We start from the raw sequence: 15,310 nt of genomic DNA on the forward strand, positions 1-15,310 counted from the left end.
GGTGCCAGAGTGGAGCACATGCTGCCGATCCTGGATCTCGCCGACGCCGATACCGATCCGGAGGGTTTTCGGCTCGCGCTGCGCGAGGCCACGCATGTGCACGGATTCTTCTACCTGACCGGCCACGGGATACCCGCCGAACAGATGTCGGCCGCGGTGGGAGTGGCCCGCGAGTTCTTCGCCCTCGACGATGCGGAGAAGGACGAGATCAGCCAGCTGGACAGCCCGCATTTCCGCGGCTACTCGCGACTGGGCGGAGAACTCACCAACGGGCGGGTCGACTGGCGTGAACAGATCGATCTGGGTCCAGATCGACCGGTCATCGACAACGCTGACGGCTATTGGAACCTTCAGGGCCCGAACCTGTGGCCGACGCGACCCTCGCGGTTTCGTGAGGTGTTCGGATCGTGGAGTGACTCCCTGTCCGAGGTCGGGCTGCGGCTGCTGCGGCAGTGGTCGTTGTCGCTGGGCGCCTCGGAGGACCACTTCGACGAGGCGTTTGCCCACGCGCCGGCCACCTTGCTGAAGGTGGTGCGCTACCCGGGCACCGCCGATCGTGAGCAAGGCGTTGGGGCGCACAAGGATTCGGGTGTCCTGACGCTTCTGCTCGTCGACCCGGGATCGGCGGGACTGCAGGTTGAGACCACCGGCGGTGAGTGGATCGATGTGCCGCCGGTGCGCGGCGCGTTCATCGTCAATGTCGGTGAACTGCTCGAAGTCGCGACCGGAGGCTATCTGCGAGCCACCCGTCACCGGGTGCGCGCACCGAAACCGGGAACCGATCGCATCTCGATCCCGTTCTTCCTCAATCCCGCCCTCGATGCGGTGATACCGATCATCGACCTGCCTCCGGAACTCGCCGCCCGCTCACGCGGCGTCGAAGCCGATCCGGCCAACCCGATCTATGCCACCTACGGGGAGAACGCGTGGAAGTCGCGTACCCGGGCGCATCCCGATGTCGCACAACGTCATCACGGGATCACCCCGACGGGCCCGGCCGCGTCGTACTGACCGGAGGGGGCAACTGTCGTCACGGGACGGACTCATCGGCAGCCACTCCGGACGGCAGGAACCACGCGGCACCAGGATGGTGCGTTCGCCCCGGGCGTGCCGCTCATCCGGACCTGATGGGTGACGCCCTGATAGGCACCGAGTGCGGTGTCGGCGGTGAAGGCCTCCGGATCGAGGTAGCGATGCGCACCGCCACCGGCGACACATGCACCCGATAACTGCCGCCGCGCTCTACCCGGCGGGCCAACGCCTCGGTGACCCCGGCGCCGTGCAACGCCGGCGCCCGCCCGACGCCCGCACTGGCGACGACGTCGCCCATCCCGAGCGCGCGGATGCCGTCGAAGGGCTGGTCTGCCCCGCCGGACAGCGGAATCGGGTCACCGTCTCCGATGCGGGTGATCTCGATCAATGGCATATCGGCGAGGACGTCACGGTAGTATCCCCGTCATACTCAATTTCATGACCATAGGTGTTCCATGATCAGGAGTGTTCGATGAAGGAATTCCGCGAGGCCGTCGAACGCGGCGACACGACGGCGATCGAGGCGTTGCTCGCCGACGACGTGGTGTTCACCAGTCCCGTGGCGTTCGCGCCGTACGAGGGCAAGGCGATCACCGCGGCGATCCTGCGTGCCGTGATGCGGGTGTTCGAGGACTTCGGCTACATCCGCGAGTTCGGATCTGCCGGTGTCGCCGACAGTGCGTTGATGTTCACCGCCACGGTGAGCGGGAAATCGATCACCGGCTGCGACTTCATCCACGTCGACGCCGATGGCCGGATCGATGACCTGATGGTGATGGTGCGGCCACTGTCCGGGGCCACCGCGGTGGCCGAGGCGATGGGTGCGCAGTTCGACCGGATCCGCGCCGAGGCGGCGGCCGCCGGCGGGAATCAGGGCTGAGTCAGGGCGCGTCCGCGCCGTCGCTCCGCGCCGTGGCGGTCATCCGGGCCGTCAGGACGTCGGCGGCGCGCCGGCACCATGCGGCATTCTCACGTTCGAAGGCGATGCCGCGCAGTCCGGTGAGATATGGTCCCACGGGCGAACTTTCGGCGAGAAAGCGATCTTCGGAGACGTCGCCGCGCACCTTGCACAACAACCCTTCGATGAGACGGGCCTTGGCCAGCGCCGACTCGGCGCGGCCGCGCAGGTCCTCGATCAGTGCGGGGGTGTCGCCGATGTCGCAGGCCCGCACACGCACGAGGAGCTCGTCGCGCATGAAGGTCGGTTTCGAGGCGCCCTCGACGAACACCCGCAACGCGTCCCGGCCGACGTCGGTGATCGCGTAGACCCGCTTGTTGGGACGGCCCTGCTGGATGACCTCGCGGCCGCTGATCAGACCGGCGGCCTCGAGGCGGGGCAACTCCGCGTACAACTGTTGCGGGGTGGCGAACCAGAAGCTCGCGACCGCGACATCGAAGGTCTTGGCGAGTTGATAGCCCGACGCCTCGCCGTTGATCAACTCGGCCAGAATCGCGTGACGCAAAGACATGACGATCCCCTCCTCGGTCGGCGTGGCCGCCGGGAGCGTTCGGTGGCGACGTACCTATGGTAAAGGAATTGACTGCCGATCCCTTGAGGATGGTGGACCGGGCGGTATAGGTTCGATGCATCGCTTCATCGCCGATGGTCGAGGAAAGGGCCCGCGAGAATGAAACTCGGTCTGCAACTGGGGTATTGGGGCGCGCAACCCGTGCCCGCCCACAAGGGACTGGTGGCGGCGGCCGAATCCGCCGGGTTCGACGCGATCTTCACCGCGGAGGCCTGGGGTTCGGATGCCTACACGCCGTTGGCGTGGTGGGGTTCGTCTACCGAGCGGGTACGCCTGGGCACGTCGGTGCTGCAGATGTCGGCGCGCACGCCGACGGCGTGCGCGATGGCGGCCCTGACCCTCGATCATCTCTCCGGCGGCCGACACATCGTCGGACTCGGTGTGTCGGGCCCGCAGGTGGTGGAGGGCTGGTACGGCCAGAAATTCGAGAAACCGCTGGCCCGAACCCGCGAATATGTCGACATCATGCGGCAGGTGTGGGCCCGTGAGGCGCCGGTCGAGAGCGCCGGCCCGCACTATCGGTTGCCCTACACCGGTCCCGGTTCGACCGGACTCGGCAAATCCCTCAAGCCGATCACCCATCCGTTGCGCGCCGACATCCCGGTGATGCTCGGCGCGGAGGGACCCAAGAACATCGCGCTGGCCGCCGAGATCGCCGACGGCTGGCTGCCGCTGTTCTACACACCCCGGATGGCCGACACCTACAACGCCTGGCTCGACGAGGGATTCGCGCGAGCGGGCGCCCGCCGCAGCCGCGCGGACTTCGAGATCTGTGCCACCGCGCAGATCGTGATCACCGACGACCGGGCGGCCACCTACGCGGCGATCAAGCCGTTCCTGGCGCTCTACATGGGCGGAATGGGCAGCGAGGACACCAACTTCCACGCCGAGGTGTATCGCCGCATGGGGTACGGCGAGGTGGTCGACGAGGTGACCGCGCTGTTCCGATCCGGACGCAAGGACGAGGCGGCGGCGATCATCCCCGACGCGGTGGTCGATGATTCGGCCATCGTCGGCGACCGCGAGTACGTTCGCGAGCAGATCGGGATCTGGGAGAAGGCGGGCGTGACGACGATGCTCGTCTCGCCGGGCAGCGTCGCCGAGGTGGAACAGTTGGCGTCGCTGGTGCAGTCGAGCTGACCGGCCTGCGGGTGTGCGCCGGCCGGCCGGCGCACACCCGGTAGCGTCGAGCACCATGCGTACAGTACGTGGAGTCCTCGGGATCCTGGCCGTTCTCGCTGTTCTGGTGGTCAGCGGGTGTGGCTCCGATGATGGCGGATCGGACGGGGGCGGCAGCTCCGCGCCGGGTGCCAGCTGGAAGCTCGATGGGACCACCGGCAGTGTGACGGTGGCCGCATCGCAGAACACGAGCACTCCACCCACCGTCAAGGTCACCACCCCGTTCGCGGTCGAACAGACTCAGGTGCACGTGCTCACCGAGGGCACCGGCGAGACCGTGTCACAGTCGACGATCGTCGAGGTCAGCTATGTCGGCGTGAACGGCCGGACCGGCATCCAGTTCGACAGCAGCTACCAGCGCGGCAGGCCGGCCAGTTTCTCGCTGGCCCAGGTGATCCCCGGGTTCGCCAAGGCCATCGGCGGGCAGCGGGTCGGGTCGACGGTCGCGGTGGCGATCGCCCCGGCCGACGGGTACACCACCGGCAACGCCGACGCCGGGATCGACGCCGGCGACACCCTCGTGTTCGCCCTCACCATCATCGACGCGCAGGGCTGACCGGCGCACCCGGCCGGGTCCGGGTCAGGCCCCGACGTAGTCGGCGAGGTGCCGCCCGGTGAGGGTGGATCGATCGGCGACGAGATCGGCCGGCGTGCCCTCGAACACGACCTGCCCGCCATCGTGGCCGGCGCCGGGACCGAGGTCGATGATCCAGTCGGCGTGGGCCATCACCGCCTGGTGGTGTTCGATCACGATCACCGACTTCCCGGAATCGACCAGCCGATCGAGGAGACCCAGCAGCGCTTCGACGTCGGCGAGATGCAGTCCTGAGGTGGGTTCGTCGAGGACGTAGATGTCGCCCTTGTCCCCCATCTGGGAGGCGAGCTTCAGTCGTTGGCGTTCGCCGCCGGACAGGGTGGTCAGCGGCTGCCCGATGGTGAGGTATCCCAGACCCACGTCGACCAGCCGCGTCAGGATCTTGTGTGCGGCCGGAACTTTCGCGTCCCCGTCGGCGAAGAACGTGTGCGCCGTGGCCACCGACATGCCGAGGACCTCGTCGATGTTGCGGTCGCCGAAGGTGTAATCGAGGACCTCGGCGAGGAACCGTTTGCCCTCGCAGACCTCGCAGATGGTCGACACCCCGGCCATCATCGCGAGGTCGGAGTAGACGACGCCGGCCCCCTTGCAGTTGGGACACGCGCCCTCGGAGTTGGCGCTGAACAGTGCGGGTTTGACGCCGTTGGCCTTGGCGAAGGCCTTGCGGATGGGTTCGAGCAGACCGGTGTAGGTGGCCGGGTTGCTGCGTCGCGATCCCTTGATCGCTCCCTGGTCGATGGTGACCACGCCGTCGTGGGAGGCGACCGAACCGCCGATGAGGGAACTCTTGCCGGATCCCGCGACGCCGGTGAGCACCACGAGCACACCGAGCGGGATGTCGACGTCGACGTCGCGCAGGTTGTGGGTGTCGGCGCCGCGGATCTCGACGGCGCCGGTCGGTTGGCGCACCACGTCCTTGCACGCCGACCGGTCGTCGAGGTGACGTCCGGTGAGGGTGTCGCTGTGGCGCAGCTCCTCGACGCCGCCCTCGAAAACGATGGTGCCGCCGTCCTTTCCGGCACCGGGACCGATGTCGACGACGTGGTCGGCGATCGCGATCGCCTCCGGTTTGTGCTCGACCACCAGGACGGTGTTGCCCTTGTCGCGCAACTGGATCAGCAGATCGTTCATCCGGGTGATGTCGTGCGGGTGCAGGCCGATCGTCGGTTCGTCGAACACATAGGTGACGTCGGTCAGCGACGAACCGAGATGCCGGATCAGCTTGGTGCGCTGTGACTCTCCACCCGACAGCGTCCCCGAGGGACGGTCCAGGGATAGATAGCCGAGGCCGATGTCGACGAAGGAGTCGAGCAACTCGGTCAGGGAGGTCAGCAGCGGTGCGACGCCGGGATCGTCGAGTCCGCCCACCCACTGCGCCAGGTCGGTGATCTGCATGGCGCAGGCGTCGGCGATGCTGACGCCGTCGATGGTCGAGGATCGGGCCAACTCGCTCAGTCGCGTGCCGTGGCAGTCCGGACAGACGGTGAAGGTGATCGCACGGTCGACGAAGGCACGGATGTGCGGCTGCATCGCTTCCCGGTCCTTGGAGAGGAACGACTTCTGGATCTTCGGGATGAGACCCTCGAATGTGACGTTGATGCCCTCGACCTTGATCCGCTTGGGTTCGGAGTACAGCAGGATGTCGAGTTGCCGCTTGGTGAACTTCGCGATGGGTTTGTCCGGGTCGAAGAACCCGGACTCGCGATAGATCCGCCCGTACCACCCGTCCATCGAATAGCCCGGGATGGTCAGGGCTCCCTCGTTGAGGGACTTCGTGTCGTCATAGAGCGCCCCGAGGTCGAAGTCGGAGACATCGCCGCGTCCCTCACACGTCGGGCACATGCCGCCGGTGACGCTGAACTCCTTGCGTTCCTTCACCTTTCGTCCACCGCGTTCGATCTCCACCGCACCCGCCCCGGACACCGAGGCGACATTGAACGAGAATGCCTGCGGCGAACCGATCCTCGGTGTTCCCAACCGGCTGAACAGGATCCGCAGCATGGCGTTCGCGTCGGTGGCGGTACCGACGGTCGACCGCGGATTGGCGCCCATCCGTTCCTGATCGACGATGATCGCGGTGGTCAGTCCCTCGAGCACGTCGACGTCGGGCCGACCCAACGTCGGCATGAACCCCTGCACGAACGCGCTGTAGGTCTCGTTGATCATCCGCTGGGATTCGGCGGCGATCGTCGCGAAGACCAGTGAACTCTTCCCCGACCCGGACACTCCGGTGAAGACGGTCAGCCGGCGCTTGGGGATCTCGACGTCGACGTTGCGGAGATTGTTCTCGCGGGCGCCGTGCACACGAATGATGTCGTGGGTGTCGGCGGGGTGGAGTGTTGACGCACGGGGCGTCCGGCTCATCGGATCTCCGTCTGTTCGGGGGTGGGGTTCAGGATGCCTGATTGATGCGCAGGAGGTTGCCGGTCGGGTCGCGGAATGCGCAATCACGGACGCCGTAGGGCTGGTCCATCGGTTCCTGGACCACCTCGGTACCGGCGGCTTCGAGTCGGGCGAAGAGGCCGTCGAGGTCGTCGGTGGCCAACGTCAGGCCGGCGCCGTAGGTGCCCTTGGCGATCAGGTCGAGGATGGTCTGGCGCTCGTCGTCGGTGATACCCGGGTCGGCGGCCGGTGGTTGCAACACGATCGAGGTCTGCGGTTGGTTCGGTGGGCCCACGGTGATCCAGCGCATGCCGTGGTAGCCGACGTCGTTGCGGACCTCGAATCCGAGTGTGTCGCGGTAGAAGCCCAACGCGGCGTCGGGATCGGTCTGTGGCAGGAACGCGTAGTGGATGGTGATGGTCATGCCGCTCACGCTACTAACTCGCGGGGCCGGGGACTTCTCGATTCCTGATCGGTTTGGTGACCTGTTTGGCGACACATGCGGGGATGCCGTCGGTGGACACCCCGGCCGCGAGGTCGGCGGCACGCCGGCGGTACTCACTCGGTGACATCCCGACCAGTTCGGTGAACCGGGTGCTGAAGGTGCCCAGCGATGAGCAGCCGACGGTGAAGCAGGACTCGGTGACCGATACGTCTCCGCGGCGGAGCAGTGACATGGCCCGCTCGATCCGCCGGGTCATCAGGTAGGAATACGGCGACTCCCCGTAGGCGCGTCGGAACTCGCGGCTCAGGTGGCCGGCCGACATGTGCGCGCCGCGGGCGAGGGCCTCGACATCGAGTGGTTGCGCGTAGTCACGGTCGATCCGATCGCGGACCCTGCGCAATCGCTCCAGATCCTGCCGACGTTGCGCGGTGGAGGAGTCGTCGCGGCGGGTCACCTCACCGATCCTGGCATATCACCGGGTCGTCGGACGCGCCCGAACGTAGGCCTGCACGCGTATCCGGAGCACGGTGATGCCGGACTGATTGATCACATCGCATCGATGGGTGACCAGCGCGCGCCCACGGTCGTCGAAGTCGACGCCCTCGATCTCGAGGAATCCGCCCAGATCGTCGTCGGGGCGGACCGGGGCGAGGAACTCCACCTCGGTGAGCCGACGTCCGGCGATCACATCCCAGGTGTGCAGCACCGCGTCAACCGACAGGCGCTGTGCGACGGCCAGGGTGTGGATTCCGCTAGCGATCAGGCCCCCGAACGCGCCCGCATCGGCGGCGGCGCGGTCGATGTGGAACGACTGCGGGTCCCACGCCGAGGCGTACTCGACGATGGCGGCCTCGGTGACGTGATGTGGGTCGAACTCGTATCGGGTGCCGACGGAGAGATCGTCGGCGTAGACGAGGGTGGGATTCGGGCTCGTATCGGTCATCGGCGGTGATCACTCCTCTGCGGGCCGCGGCGTGTCGGAAAGCTCTATGACCGTACCGCCCGGCGGACACCCGCCGTACCCGCGGGAGGCAGCCCCCGAATGTCTGAGGGCGCTGTCAACGGTGAGGAGGGCGCTGTCAACGGTGAGGCGAGCGCTGTCGACGCGGCCGACGAAAGGAATCTCTCGGGATGTGTAACACCCGGGTGGGTGGCGCCGAAGACATAGATAGCTCCGACCGAGAGTGCCAGACCCCCGACCCGGCATCCTCGGTCGGAGTTCTTTGTGCTCGGACAATCTGGTGGGCGCCCTGCCGGGACGGTGGTGTCGGACGTGGTCGTGATGCCGGTCGGGATCGACGGTGCGTCGCCCTTTGGCTCCCAGGCACAATTTGTCTCCCGGGCACAATTTGTCTCCCGGGCACAATGCGGCCGGAAAAGTCTGGCTCCCGAGGCCGTATCAGATCACATTCTTACTTTCTAGTGTCAGAGGTCACACCACCTCACACGGAAGGCCACTGCGCAGTGATCAGCTCCTCCTACTTCTCCTGGGATCTTCTCGACCGCGACGAGGCGCCCTGCGTCCGCGACGATGCCGTCGAGTTGTCCTATCGCGGGTTCGCGGAGGCGGTGGACGCGGCCGCCGGCGCCCTGCACCGGCGCGGGATACGCGCCGGCGACGTCGTCGCGACATTGCTCCCCAACCGCGTCGAACTGCTCGTCGTGCTGCAGGCGGCCTGGCGGCTGGGGGCCATCGGGACACCGGTGAATCCCGCATTCACCGCAACCGAGGCCGAGTACCAGCTCACCGACGCGGTGGCGCGCATCGTCGTCGTCGACGACACGACCGCAGCGACCCGGCCGGAGGTGGCCGGATGTGCGGTGATCGACGTGAACGATCTGAGCAGTACCGATGATCTGAGCGCCACCGGATCGCTTCCCGCCGATCTCGGTGGACCGGCCGACGACGCGGCCGACGTCGACGCCCTACTCATCTACACGTCCGGATCGACCGGGCGGCCCAAGGGTGTCCGGCTCACGCATGCGAATCTGCGCCACATGGCCACGGCCATGGTCACGCTCCTGGATCTGCGATCCGACGATCACGCACTGCTGATCCTGCCGCTGTTCCATGTCAACGCGATCTGTGTCAGCTTCCTCGCGCCGATGCTGGCGGGCGGGCAGCTGAGTATCACCGGGAAGTTCTCCGTTTCGCGATTCTTCGACGACGTGGCACGTCTGCGTCCCACCTACTTCTCGGCGGTTCCGACGATCTATGCGCTGCTGGCGTCGCACAACGATGTCGCGGAGAAGTCACTGGGGTCCCTGCGCTTCGCGATCTGCGGTGCCGCGCCGATCTCCAAGGAACTACTGGGCCGGGTCGAGAACCTGTTCGGCATCCCGATCCTGGAGGGGTACGGACTCACCGAGGGAACATGTGCCTCCGCCTGCAATCCGCGCCACGGAGTCCGCAAACTCGGGACCGTCGGACCGGCCGTCCCCGGCCAGCAGATCGCGATCGTCGACCCGGATGGCACCGACCTGCGGCCCGGGGAGGTGGGCGAGGTGGTCATCACGGGTCCGAATGTCATGCGCGGCTACCTGAATCGGCCGGAGGCCACCGAGGCGACGATCGTCGGCGGGCGGCTGCACACCGGTGATGTCGGGAGCCTTGACGCCGACGGTTACCTCACGCTGGTCGACCGGATCAAGGACATGATCATCCGCGGCGGAGAGAACCTGTACCCCAAGGAGATCGAGAACGCGCTCGCCACCCACGGCGACGTCCTCGAATGCGCCGTCGTCGGTGCGCCCGATGAGGTCTACGGCGAAGTGCCCATCGCCTTCGTGGTGGCCTACCCGGACCGGGAGATCTCCGCCGACGATCTCGCCCACCATCTCGAGTCCCGGCTGACCGCCGTCAAGCGGCCCGCGGTCATCCACGTCGTCGAGGCACTCCCCCGAAATCCCGTGGGCAAGATCGACAAGCCGGGACTCCGCGCCCGCCTGTCCACCCCCTCGCCCGCCTGACCCTAACCCCACAGCACTTTTCGTGTCCGTCGCAGTCCCGCGATGGGGGCTGTCCGGTCGTGCCGAGATGACGCGCGTTGCCGCCCACTCGCGGTGACCGAACCGATCACCGAGCCCTCAACCCACCCCCCCAAAAAAAAGAAAACCGAACCCCCCAAACCGAACCCCGCTGTTCTACCGAACCCGAGGAGGAGTACTCATGGGATTCACCCAACCCGATTTCCCGCCGGTCGATCCGGACACCTTTCTGGACAGGCCCTTTCTGGACCGGCTTCGTGTCCTGGGTGCGCACTGGGCCGAATACGGCTTCGGCACGCCGAAGATGGTGCACACGATCTATCTGCTGAAGGTGGCGATCCTGTATGTCGTTGCCGGACTGTGCATTGCCACCTTCACCTCGGGCTACAACGTCCTCGACGTCGGGGCGTGGTGGGATCAGCTGATCGTGTATCAGAAGATCGTGTTGTGGACGGTGCTGATCGAGACGCTCGGTCTCGGTGGATCGTGGGGACCCCTGGCCGGTCATTTCAAGCCGATGACCGGGGGATTCCTGTTCTGGCTGCGACCGCAGACCATCCGGCTGCCACCGTGGCCGGGTAAGGTCCCGTTCACCAGAGGTGACAATCGCACCGTTGTCGACGTCGCGATCTACGCCGCAATCCTCATCAACCTGGTTGTGGCGCTGGCACTTCCGTCGATCTCGTCGGACTCTCTCGATGCACTGGTCGCCGACAACCACGGCCTGGTCAACCCGGCGGTCCTTTATCCGCTGATCGCCCTGTTCGTCGTGATCGGATTGCGCGACAAGGTGATCTTCATCGCCGCACGTTCCGAGCAGTACCTGCCCGCGCTTGTGTTCTTCGCCGCCCTGCCGTACCTCGACATGATCCTGGCACTCAAGCTGCTCATCGTCAGCGTGTGGGTGGGAGCGGGCATTTCCAAACTCGGACATCACTTCTCGATGGTGATCCCTCCGATGATCTCGAATACGCCGTGGTTGCCGAGCAAGGCGATCAAACGCGCTCACTACCGCGACTTCCCGCACGACATGCGTCCGTCCCGGCTGGCCGGCGGCATCGGGCATGTGCTGGGCACCATCGTCGAGGTGGTCACTCCCCTGGTGCTGCTGTTCTCGACCAACAAGTGGCTCACCCTCGTCGCGGTGGTGCTGATGGTGTGCTTCCACCTGTTCATCTTCTCGACGTTCCCGCTTGCCGTGCCGCTGGAATGGAACATCCTGTTCGCCTACGCCGCGATCTTCCTGTTCTGGGGCCACCCGGCGTGGGATGGGTATGCGCTCACCGACACCACGATGCCGTGGGTGCTCGTCGCCATCGCCGCCGCGCTGTGTTTCTTCCCGGTCCTGGGCAATCTGCGCCCCGATCTGGTCTCCTTCCTGCCGTCGATGCGGCAGTACGCCGGCAACTGGGCGTCGGCGACCTGGGCGTTCGCGCCGGGCGCCGAGGACAAGCTGGACCAGTACGTCGTCCGGTCATCGAAGAACACCCGCACCCAACTGCTGGCCTCCTATCCGCCCGAGGTTGCCGACGTGGTGATGCATCAGATGTTGGCGTGGCGGTCGATGCACAGCCAGGGCCGTGCGCTCTACTCACTGATGCTGCGGCATCTCGGCTCCGACATCGACACCTACACCCTGCGGGAGGCGGAGTTTTCCTGTAACTCGTTGGTGGCATTCAACTTCGGCGACGGCCACCTGCACGACGAGAAGATGATCGCCGCGCTGCAGCGACGCTGCGATTTCGCCCCGGGTGAGTTCACCGTCGCCTGGATCGAGTCGCAGCCCATCCACCGCGGCACGCAGCGGTACAAGGTGATCGACGCCGCCCTCGGTGTCATCGAGACCGGCACGTATCGGGTGGCCGACGCCGTCGCCGAGCAACCGTGGCTCCCCAACGGACCGATCGACATGAAGGTCGACTGGACGCTCGACGTTGACGCCCGGCGCGCCCTGACCGATCCTGACATCGTGGCCGAACCGAAGATGCGCGCCGGCTCCCCCGCCGGACCGGCGCCCGATGTCACCGCCGGGCAGGTGCAGCAGTGACGACTGCGGTCGTCGTCGGCGGCGGGCCCAACGGGCTCGCCGCCGCCCTGCACCTGGCCCGCAACGGCGTCGAGGTGACCGTTCTGGAGGCGGCGAACGAGGTCGGAGGGGGTGCGCGCTCCGGTGAGCTCGCCGTGCCCGGCGTGATCCACGATCACTGCGCCGCGTTCCATCCGCTGGGAATGGGATCCCCGTTCTGGCAGTCGGTCGGACTCGAACGGTACGGCCTGTCGTGGTGCCTGCCACCCGTGGACTGTGCCCACCCGCTCGACACCGGCGAGGCCGGGCTGCTCTACCGGTCCATCGACGAAACCGCACGTGCACTCGGACGTGACGGCCGCCGGTGGCGGCTGGCCTTCGGCGATCTCGCCGCCGGTTTCGATGACCTCGCCGCCGACTTGCTGCGCCCGATCGTGCACGTGCCACGCCACCCGATCCGGTTGGCGGCCTTCGGCCCGCGGGCACTGCTCCCGGCGAGCACGATGGCCAGGCTGTTTCGCACCGACACCGCACGGGCGTTGTTCGGTGGGATCGCCGCCCATGCCTTCACCCGACTCGACCGGCCGCTGACGGCGTCGCTGGGCATGATGATCGCGGCCAGCGGTCATCGCTACGGCTGGCCCGTCGCCCGCGGTGGCTCCGGTGCGATCACCGGCGCTGCGGCTGCGGCACTGCGCGCCCAGGGCGGCAGGATCGAGACCGGTGTACCGGTCACGCGGCCGGCCGACATCCCGCCCGCCGATCTCGTGTTGCTTGATCTCTCTCCCGCGCAGGCGCTCGGACTCTACGGTGATCAGATGCCGTCGCGGGTGGCCACCTCGTTGAAGCGGTATCGCGTGGGTTCCTCGGCGTTCAAGGTCGACTACGCGATCGCCGGTGACATCCCGTGGCGCAACCCCGCGTGCGCCGATGCGGGCACCGTTCACCTCGGCGGCGACCTGACGGAGATCTGCCACACCGAGCGGCAGCGGGCGGCCGGAATCATGGTGGAACGGCCGTTCGTCCTGCTGGGTCAGCAGTATGTCGCCGACCCGTCGCGCAGCCGGGACGGAGTCAATCCGATCTACGCCTACGCCCACGTGCCACGCGGCTTCGATGGCGACGCCACCGAGGCGGTGACCGCGCAGATCGAGCGCTTCGCCCCGGGATTCCGCGACCGGATCATCGCCGTGCACAGCACCGGTACGGCCGAATTGCACCGGCACAACCGGAATTTCGCGTTCGGCGACATCATCGGCGGCGCCAACGACGGTCTGCAGATGTTGTTCCGGCCCCGCGTGGCGGTCAACCCGTACTCGCTCGGGATCAACGGGGTGTACCTGTGCTCACAGTCCACCCCGCCCGGAGCGGGCGTCCACGGATTGTGCGGGTATCACGCCGCGAGTTCGGCACTGGCCGAACTGCGGCGGCGGCCGACGCGATCGGCGGGATCGAACGGTCGAGGACATCGGGTGTCGCGATGACCTACATTCCGGCCGACGCCGAGGAGGCCCGGTCCCGACTGGCCCGGGTTCCGGCGATGGCCACCACCGATCTGCTCGAGGTGGTGGGCGTGCTCGCCGGTCGACTGCGGGAGCGGGAGGCCGAGATCGTGGCCGATCTGGCCGGAATGATGGCCCGGGAGATCGATCAGCTCGACACCGACCCCAAACTGGTGGAGATGCTCGAGGCGAGCGTGCACGGCAACGTGTCCACCATCATCCACGTCCTCGCCAACGACATCCCGGTCGATCATCTCCAACCCACCACGGCCGCAGTCGAGTACGCCCGACGGCTGGCCCAGCGCGACGTGCCCTCCAACTCCCTGGTCCGGGCCTATCACCTCGGTCAGAACAGCGTGATGCTGCTGTGCTACTCGATCATCGAGGAATTGGGTCTCGACGCGACCCAGGCGATGGCGGTGACCCGGCATGTGTCCGATGTGATGTTCGGGTACATCGACTGGATCACGCTGTTCGTGTTCGAGGCCTATGAGGACGAGCGACGTCGGTGGCTGGGTGCGGACGCGCATGTGGTCTCGGCCGCGATCCGCCGGGTCCTCGACCGCACCGACGTCGATCCGACGGCATTCGAGTCCGAGACACGGTATCGCCTCGACCGGGCCCACCTCGGCGGGATCATGTGGACCGACGACGCGGACGCCCACACACTCGGCCGCCTCGACCGGGCGACCCGTGAGCTGGCCGCAAGTCTGGGTTCCGACGGGCCCCCGCTGGTGATGGCCATGGACCGCTCGACCATCTGGTTGTGGATACCGCTGCGGGCACGCACGACGGTCATCGAGGAGTCGTTGTCGCCCTCGGTGCTGCCCGAGGGGGTGCGGCTGACTGTCGGATTGCCCGGCTCCGGTGTCCGGGGTTTCCGGCGTACCCACGAGCAGGCGTCGGCGGCATATTCGGTGGCCACCATGCCGGGAACGGCGGACCGCCCGGTGGTCGGCTTCGCCGACCGTGGTGTCGCCGTGGTGTCGCTTCTCGCGCAGGACCCGGACGGCACCCGCTCCTGGGTGCATGACGTGCTGGGATCGCTCGCCGAGGACACACCGTCGGCGGCCGTGCTCCGCGAGACGCTGTCGGTCTACTTCGCGACCAAGGAAAGCCACCTGCACACCGCGACGCGACTCAATCTGCACCGCAACACGGTCAAGTACCGCGTCGGCAAGGCGCTGTCGGAGGTGGGTCCCGATCGCGACCGACTCGACCTCGCCCTCGCGTTGACCGCGTGTGACCTGCTCGGCCCGATGGTGCTGAATCCGGCAGCGGGCGGGTCAGGCCCGCGGGTTGCGCCGGCCCGTCACCCCGGGGTCGTCGGCGGGGCGTAGCGCCCATGACGGCACCCAGTGGGTCACCGTCTCCTCGCGGTCGCGGGCATGCAGCACGTAGGTCACCTTGCCGTACCACTCGCCCCACTCGGATCGTCCCCATTCGGTGAGCACGCCGGTGATCACCTTGCGGACCTGCAGGCCGTCGGGGTGGTACGTGCCGCTGTGGTGCGGTGTCTGCGGATAGAGGGCATTGAGATCGATGAGGACGGCGCGATGCCCCACCCGAACGAAGGCGGGCAGGTGGGGTCGACCACTGTCCCCGCCGATGCGCGCCATACCCATGTATGGA

15 protein-coding genes are annotated in these 15,310 nt (G+C 67.1%); 8 read left to right on the top strand and 7 right to left on the bottom strand.

Going from position 1 to position 15,310, the window contains the following annotated elements; translation table 11 throughout:
• Positions 1-18: 18 nt before the first annotated feature.
• Entirely contained in the window at positions 19-1,011 is a 993-nt protein-coding gene (locus ACWDPV_RS09810; protein ID WP_449742792.1) for an isopenicillin N synthase family dioxygenase, read from the top strand.
• A gap of 103 nt (positions 1,012-1,114) precedes the next feature.
• Here ACWDPV_RS09810 and ACWDPV_RS09815 read toward each other — a convergent pair whose 3' ends face one another.
• Positions 1,115-1,426, bottom strand: a complete 312-nt coding sequence (locus tag ACWDPV_RS09815; RefSeq protein ID WP_449742793.1) for a hypothetical protein — start codon at positions 1,424-1,426, stop codon at positions 1,115-1,117.
• Between the two features lie 78 nt (positions 1,427-1,504).
• Here ACWDPV_RS09815 and ACWDPV_RS09820 point away from each other — a divergent pair, with 78 nt between their 5' ends.
• Positions 1,505-1,912 (top strand): nuclear transport factor 2 family protein, encoded by a 408-nt coding sequence (locus ACWDPV_RS09820; RefSeq protein WP_449742794.1) that lies wholly within the window; start codon positions 1,505-1,507, stop codon positions 1,910-1,912.
• Between the two features lies 1 nt (position 1,913).
• On the opposite strand, the gene ACWDPV_RS09825 is transcribed toward ACWDPV_RS09820, so the two are convergent.
• Positions 1,914-2,501 carry a PadR family transcriptional regulator gene (locus ACWDPV_RS09825; RefSeq protein ID WP_449742795.1) on the bottom strand — a complete coding sequence of 196 codons (588 nt, stop codon included), beginning with the start codon at positions 2,499-2,501 and terminating at the stop codon, positions 1,914-1,916.
• A 159-nt stretch (positions 2,502-2,660) separates the two neighbouring features.
• On the opposite strand from ACWDPV_RS09825, the gene ACWDPV_RS09830 reads away from it, so the two are divergent.
• Together ACWDPV_RS09830 and ACWDPV_RS09835 are read left to right on the top strand one after the other, a co-directional pair.
• Positions 2,661-3,701, top strand: coding sequence for an LLM class F420-dependent oxidoreductase (locus ACWDPV_RS09830; RefSeq protein ID WP_449742796.1), 1,041 nt, complete (start codon positions 2,661-2,663; stop codon positions 3,699-3,701).
• A gap of 55 nt (positions 3,702-3,756) precedes the next feature.
• Entirely contained in the window at positions 3,757-4,296 is a 540-nt protein-coding gene (locus ACWDPV_RS09835) for an FKBP-type peptidyl-prolyl cis-trans isomerase (RefSeq protein ID WP_449742797.1), read from the top strand.
• Between the two features lie 24 nt (positions 4,297-4,320).
• Here ACWDPV_RS09835 and ACWDPV_RS09840 read toward each other — a convergent pair whose 3' ends face one another.
• From ACWDPV_RS09840 to ACWDPV_RS09855, 4 genes are read right to left on the bottom strand one after another with little or no spacing between them, the layout of a single operon-like run.
• Entirely contained in the window at positions 4,321-6,699 is a 2,379-nt protein-coding gene (locus tag ACWDPV_RS09840) for an ATP-binding cassette domain-containing protein (protein ID WP_449742798.1), read from the bottom strand.
• A 28-nt stretch (positions 6,700-6,727) separates the two neighbouring features.
• Positions 6,728-7,141 carry a VOC family protein gene (locus ACWDPV_RS09845; protein ID WP_449742799.1) on the bottom strand — a complete coding sequence of 138 codons (414 nt, stop codon included), beginning with the start codon at positions 7,139-7,141 and terminating at the stop codon, positions 6,728-6,730.
• Between the two features lie 13 nt (positions 7,142-7,154).
• The gene (locus tag ACWDPV_RS09850; RefSeq protein ID WP_449742800.1) at positions 7,155-7,616 is read right to left on the bottom strand and encodes a helix-turn-helix transcriptional regulator; all 462 of its coding nucleotides are present in this window, start codon (positions 7,614-7,616) and stop codon (positions 7,155-7,157) included.
• 18 nt (positions 7,617-7,634) lie between these two features.
• The gene (locus ACWDPV_RS09855) at positions 7,635-8,105 is read right to left on the bottom strand and encodes a MaoC/PaaZ C-terminal domain-containing protein (protein ID WP_449742801.1); all 471 of its coding nucleotides are present in this window, start codon (positions 8,103-8,105) and stop codon (positions 7,635-7,637) included.
• A gap of 521 nt (positions 8,106-8,626) precedes the next feature.
• Between ACWDPV_RS09855 and ACWDPV_RS09860 the strand changes: the two genes are divergently transcribed.
• The 4 genes from ACWDPV_RS09860 to ACWDPV_RS09875 all read left to right on the top strand — a co-directional run bounded on the left by ACWDPV_RS09860 (position 8,627) and on the right by ACWDPV_RS09875 (position 15,018).
• Positions 8,627-10,132, top strand: coding sequence for a class I adenylate-forming enzyme family protein (locus ACWDPV_RS09860; RefSeq protein ID WP_449742802.1), 1,506 nt, complete (start codon positions 8,627-8,629; stop codon positions 10,130-10,132).
• Positions 10,133-10,331: 199 nt separating this feature from the next.
• Entirely contained in the window at positions 10,332-12,197 is a 1,866-nt protein-coding gene (locus tag ACWDPV_RS09865) for a DUF3556 domain-containing protein (protein WP_449742803.1), read from the top strand.
• Positions 12,194-13,660, top strand: coding sequence for a phytoene desaturase family protein (locus tag ACWDPV_RS09870; protein ID WP_449742804.1), 1,467 nt, complete (start codon positions 12,194-12,196; stop codon positions 13,658-13,660). The genes ACWDPV_RS09865 and ACWDPV_RS09870 overlap by 4 nt, the downstream gene beginning before the upstream one ends.
• On the top strand, positions 13,657-15,018 hold the full coding sequence (locus ACWDPV_RS09875) for a PucR family transcriptional regulator (protein WP_449742805.1): 1,362 nt from the start codon (positions 13,657-13,659) through the stop codon (positions 15,016-15,018). The genes ACWDPV_RS09870 and ACWDPV_RS09875 overlap by 4 nt, the downstream gene beginning before the upstream one ends.
• Here ACWDPV_RS09875 and ACWDPV_RS09880 read toward each other — a convergent pair.
• Positions 14,965-15,297, bottom strand: a complete 333-nt coding sequence (locus ACWDPV_RS09880) for a hypothetical protein (RefSeq protein WP_449742989.1) — start codon at positions 15,295-15,297, stop codon at positions 14,965-14,967. The two genes, ACWDPV_RS09875 and ACWDPV_RS09880, sit on opposite strands and share 54 nt — an antisense overlap.
• Positions 15,298-15,310 lie beyond the last annotated feature (13 nt).

This window comes from Gordonia sp. NPDC003504 (genome assembly GCF_053587995.1).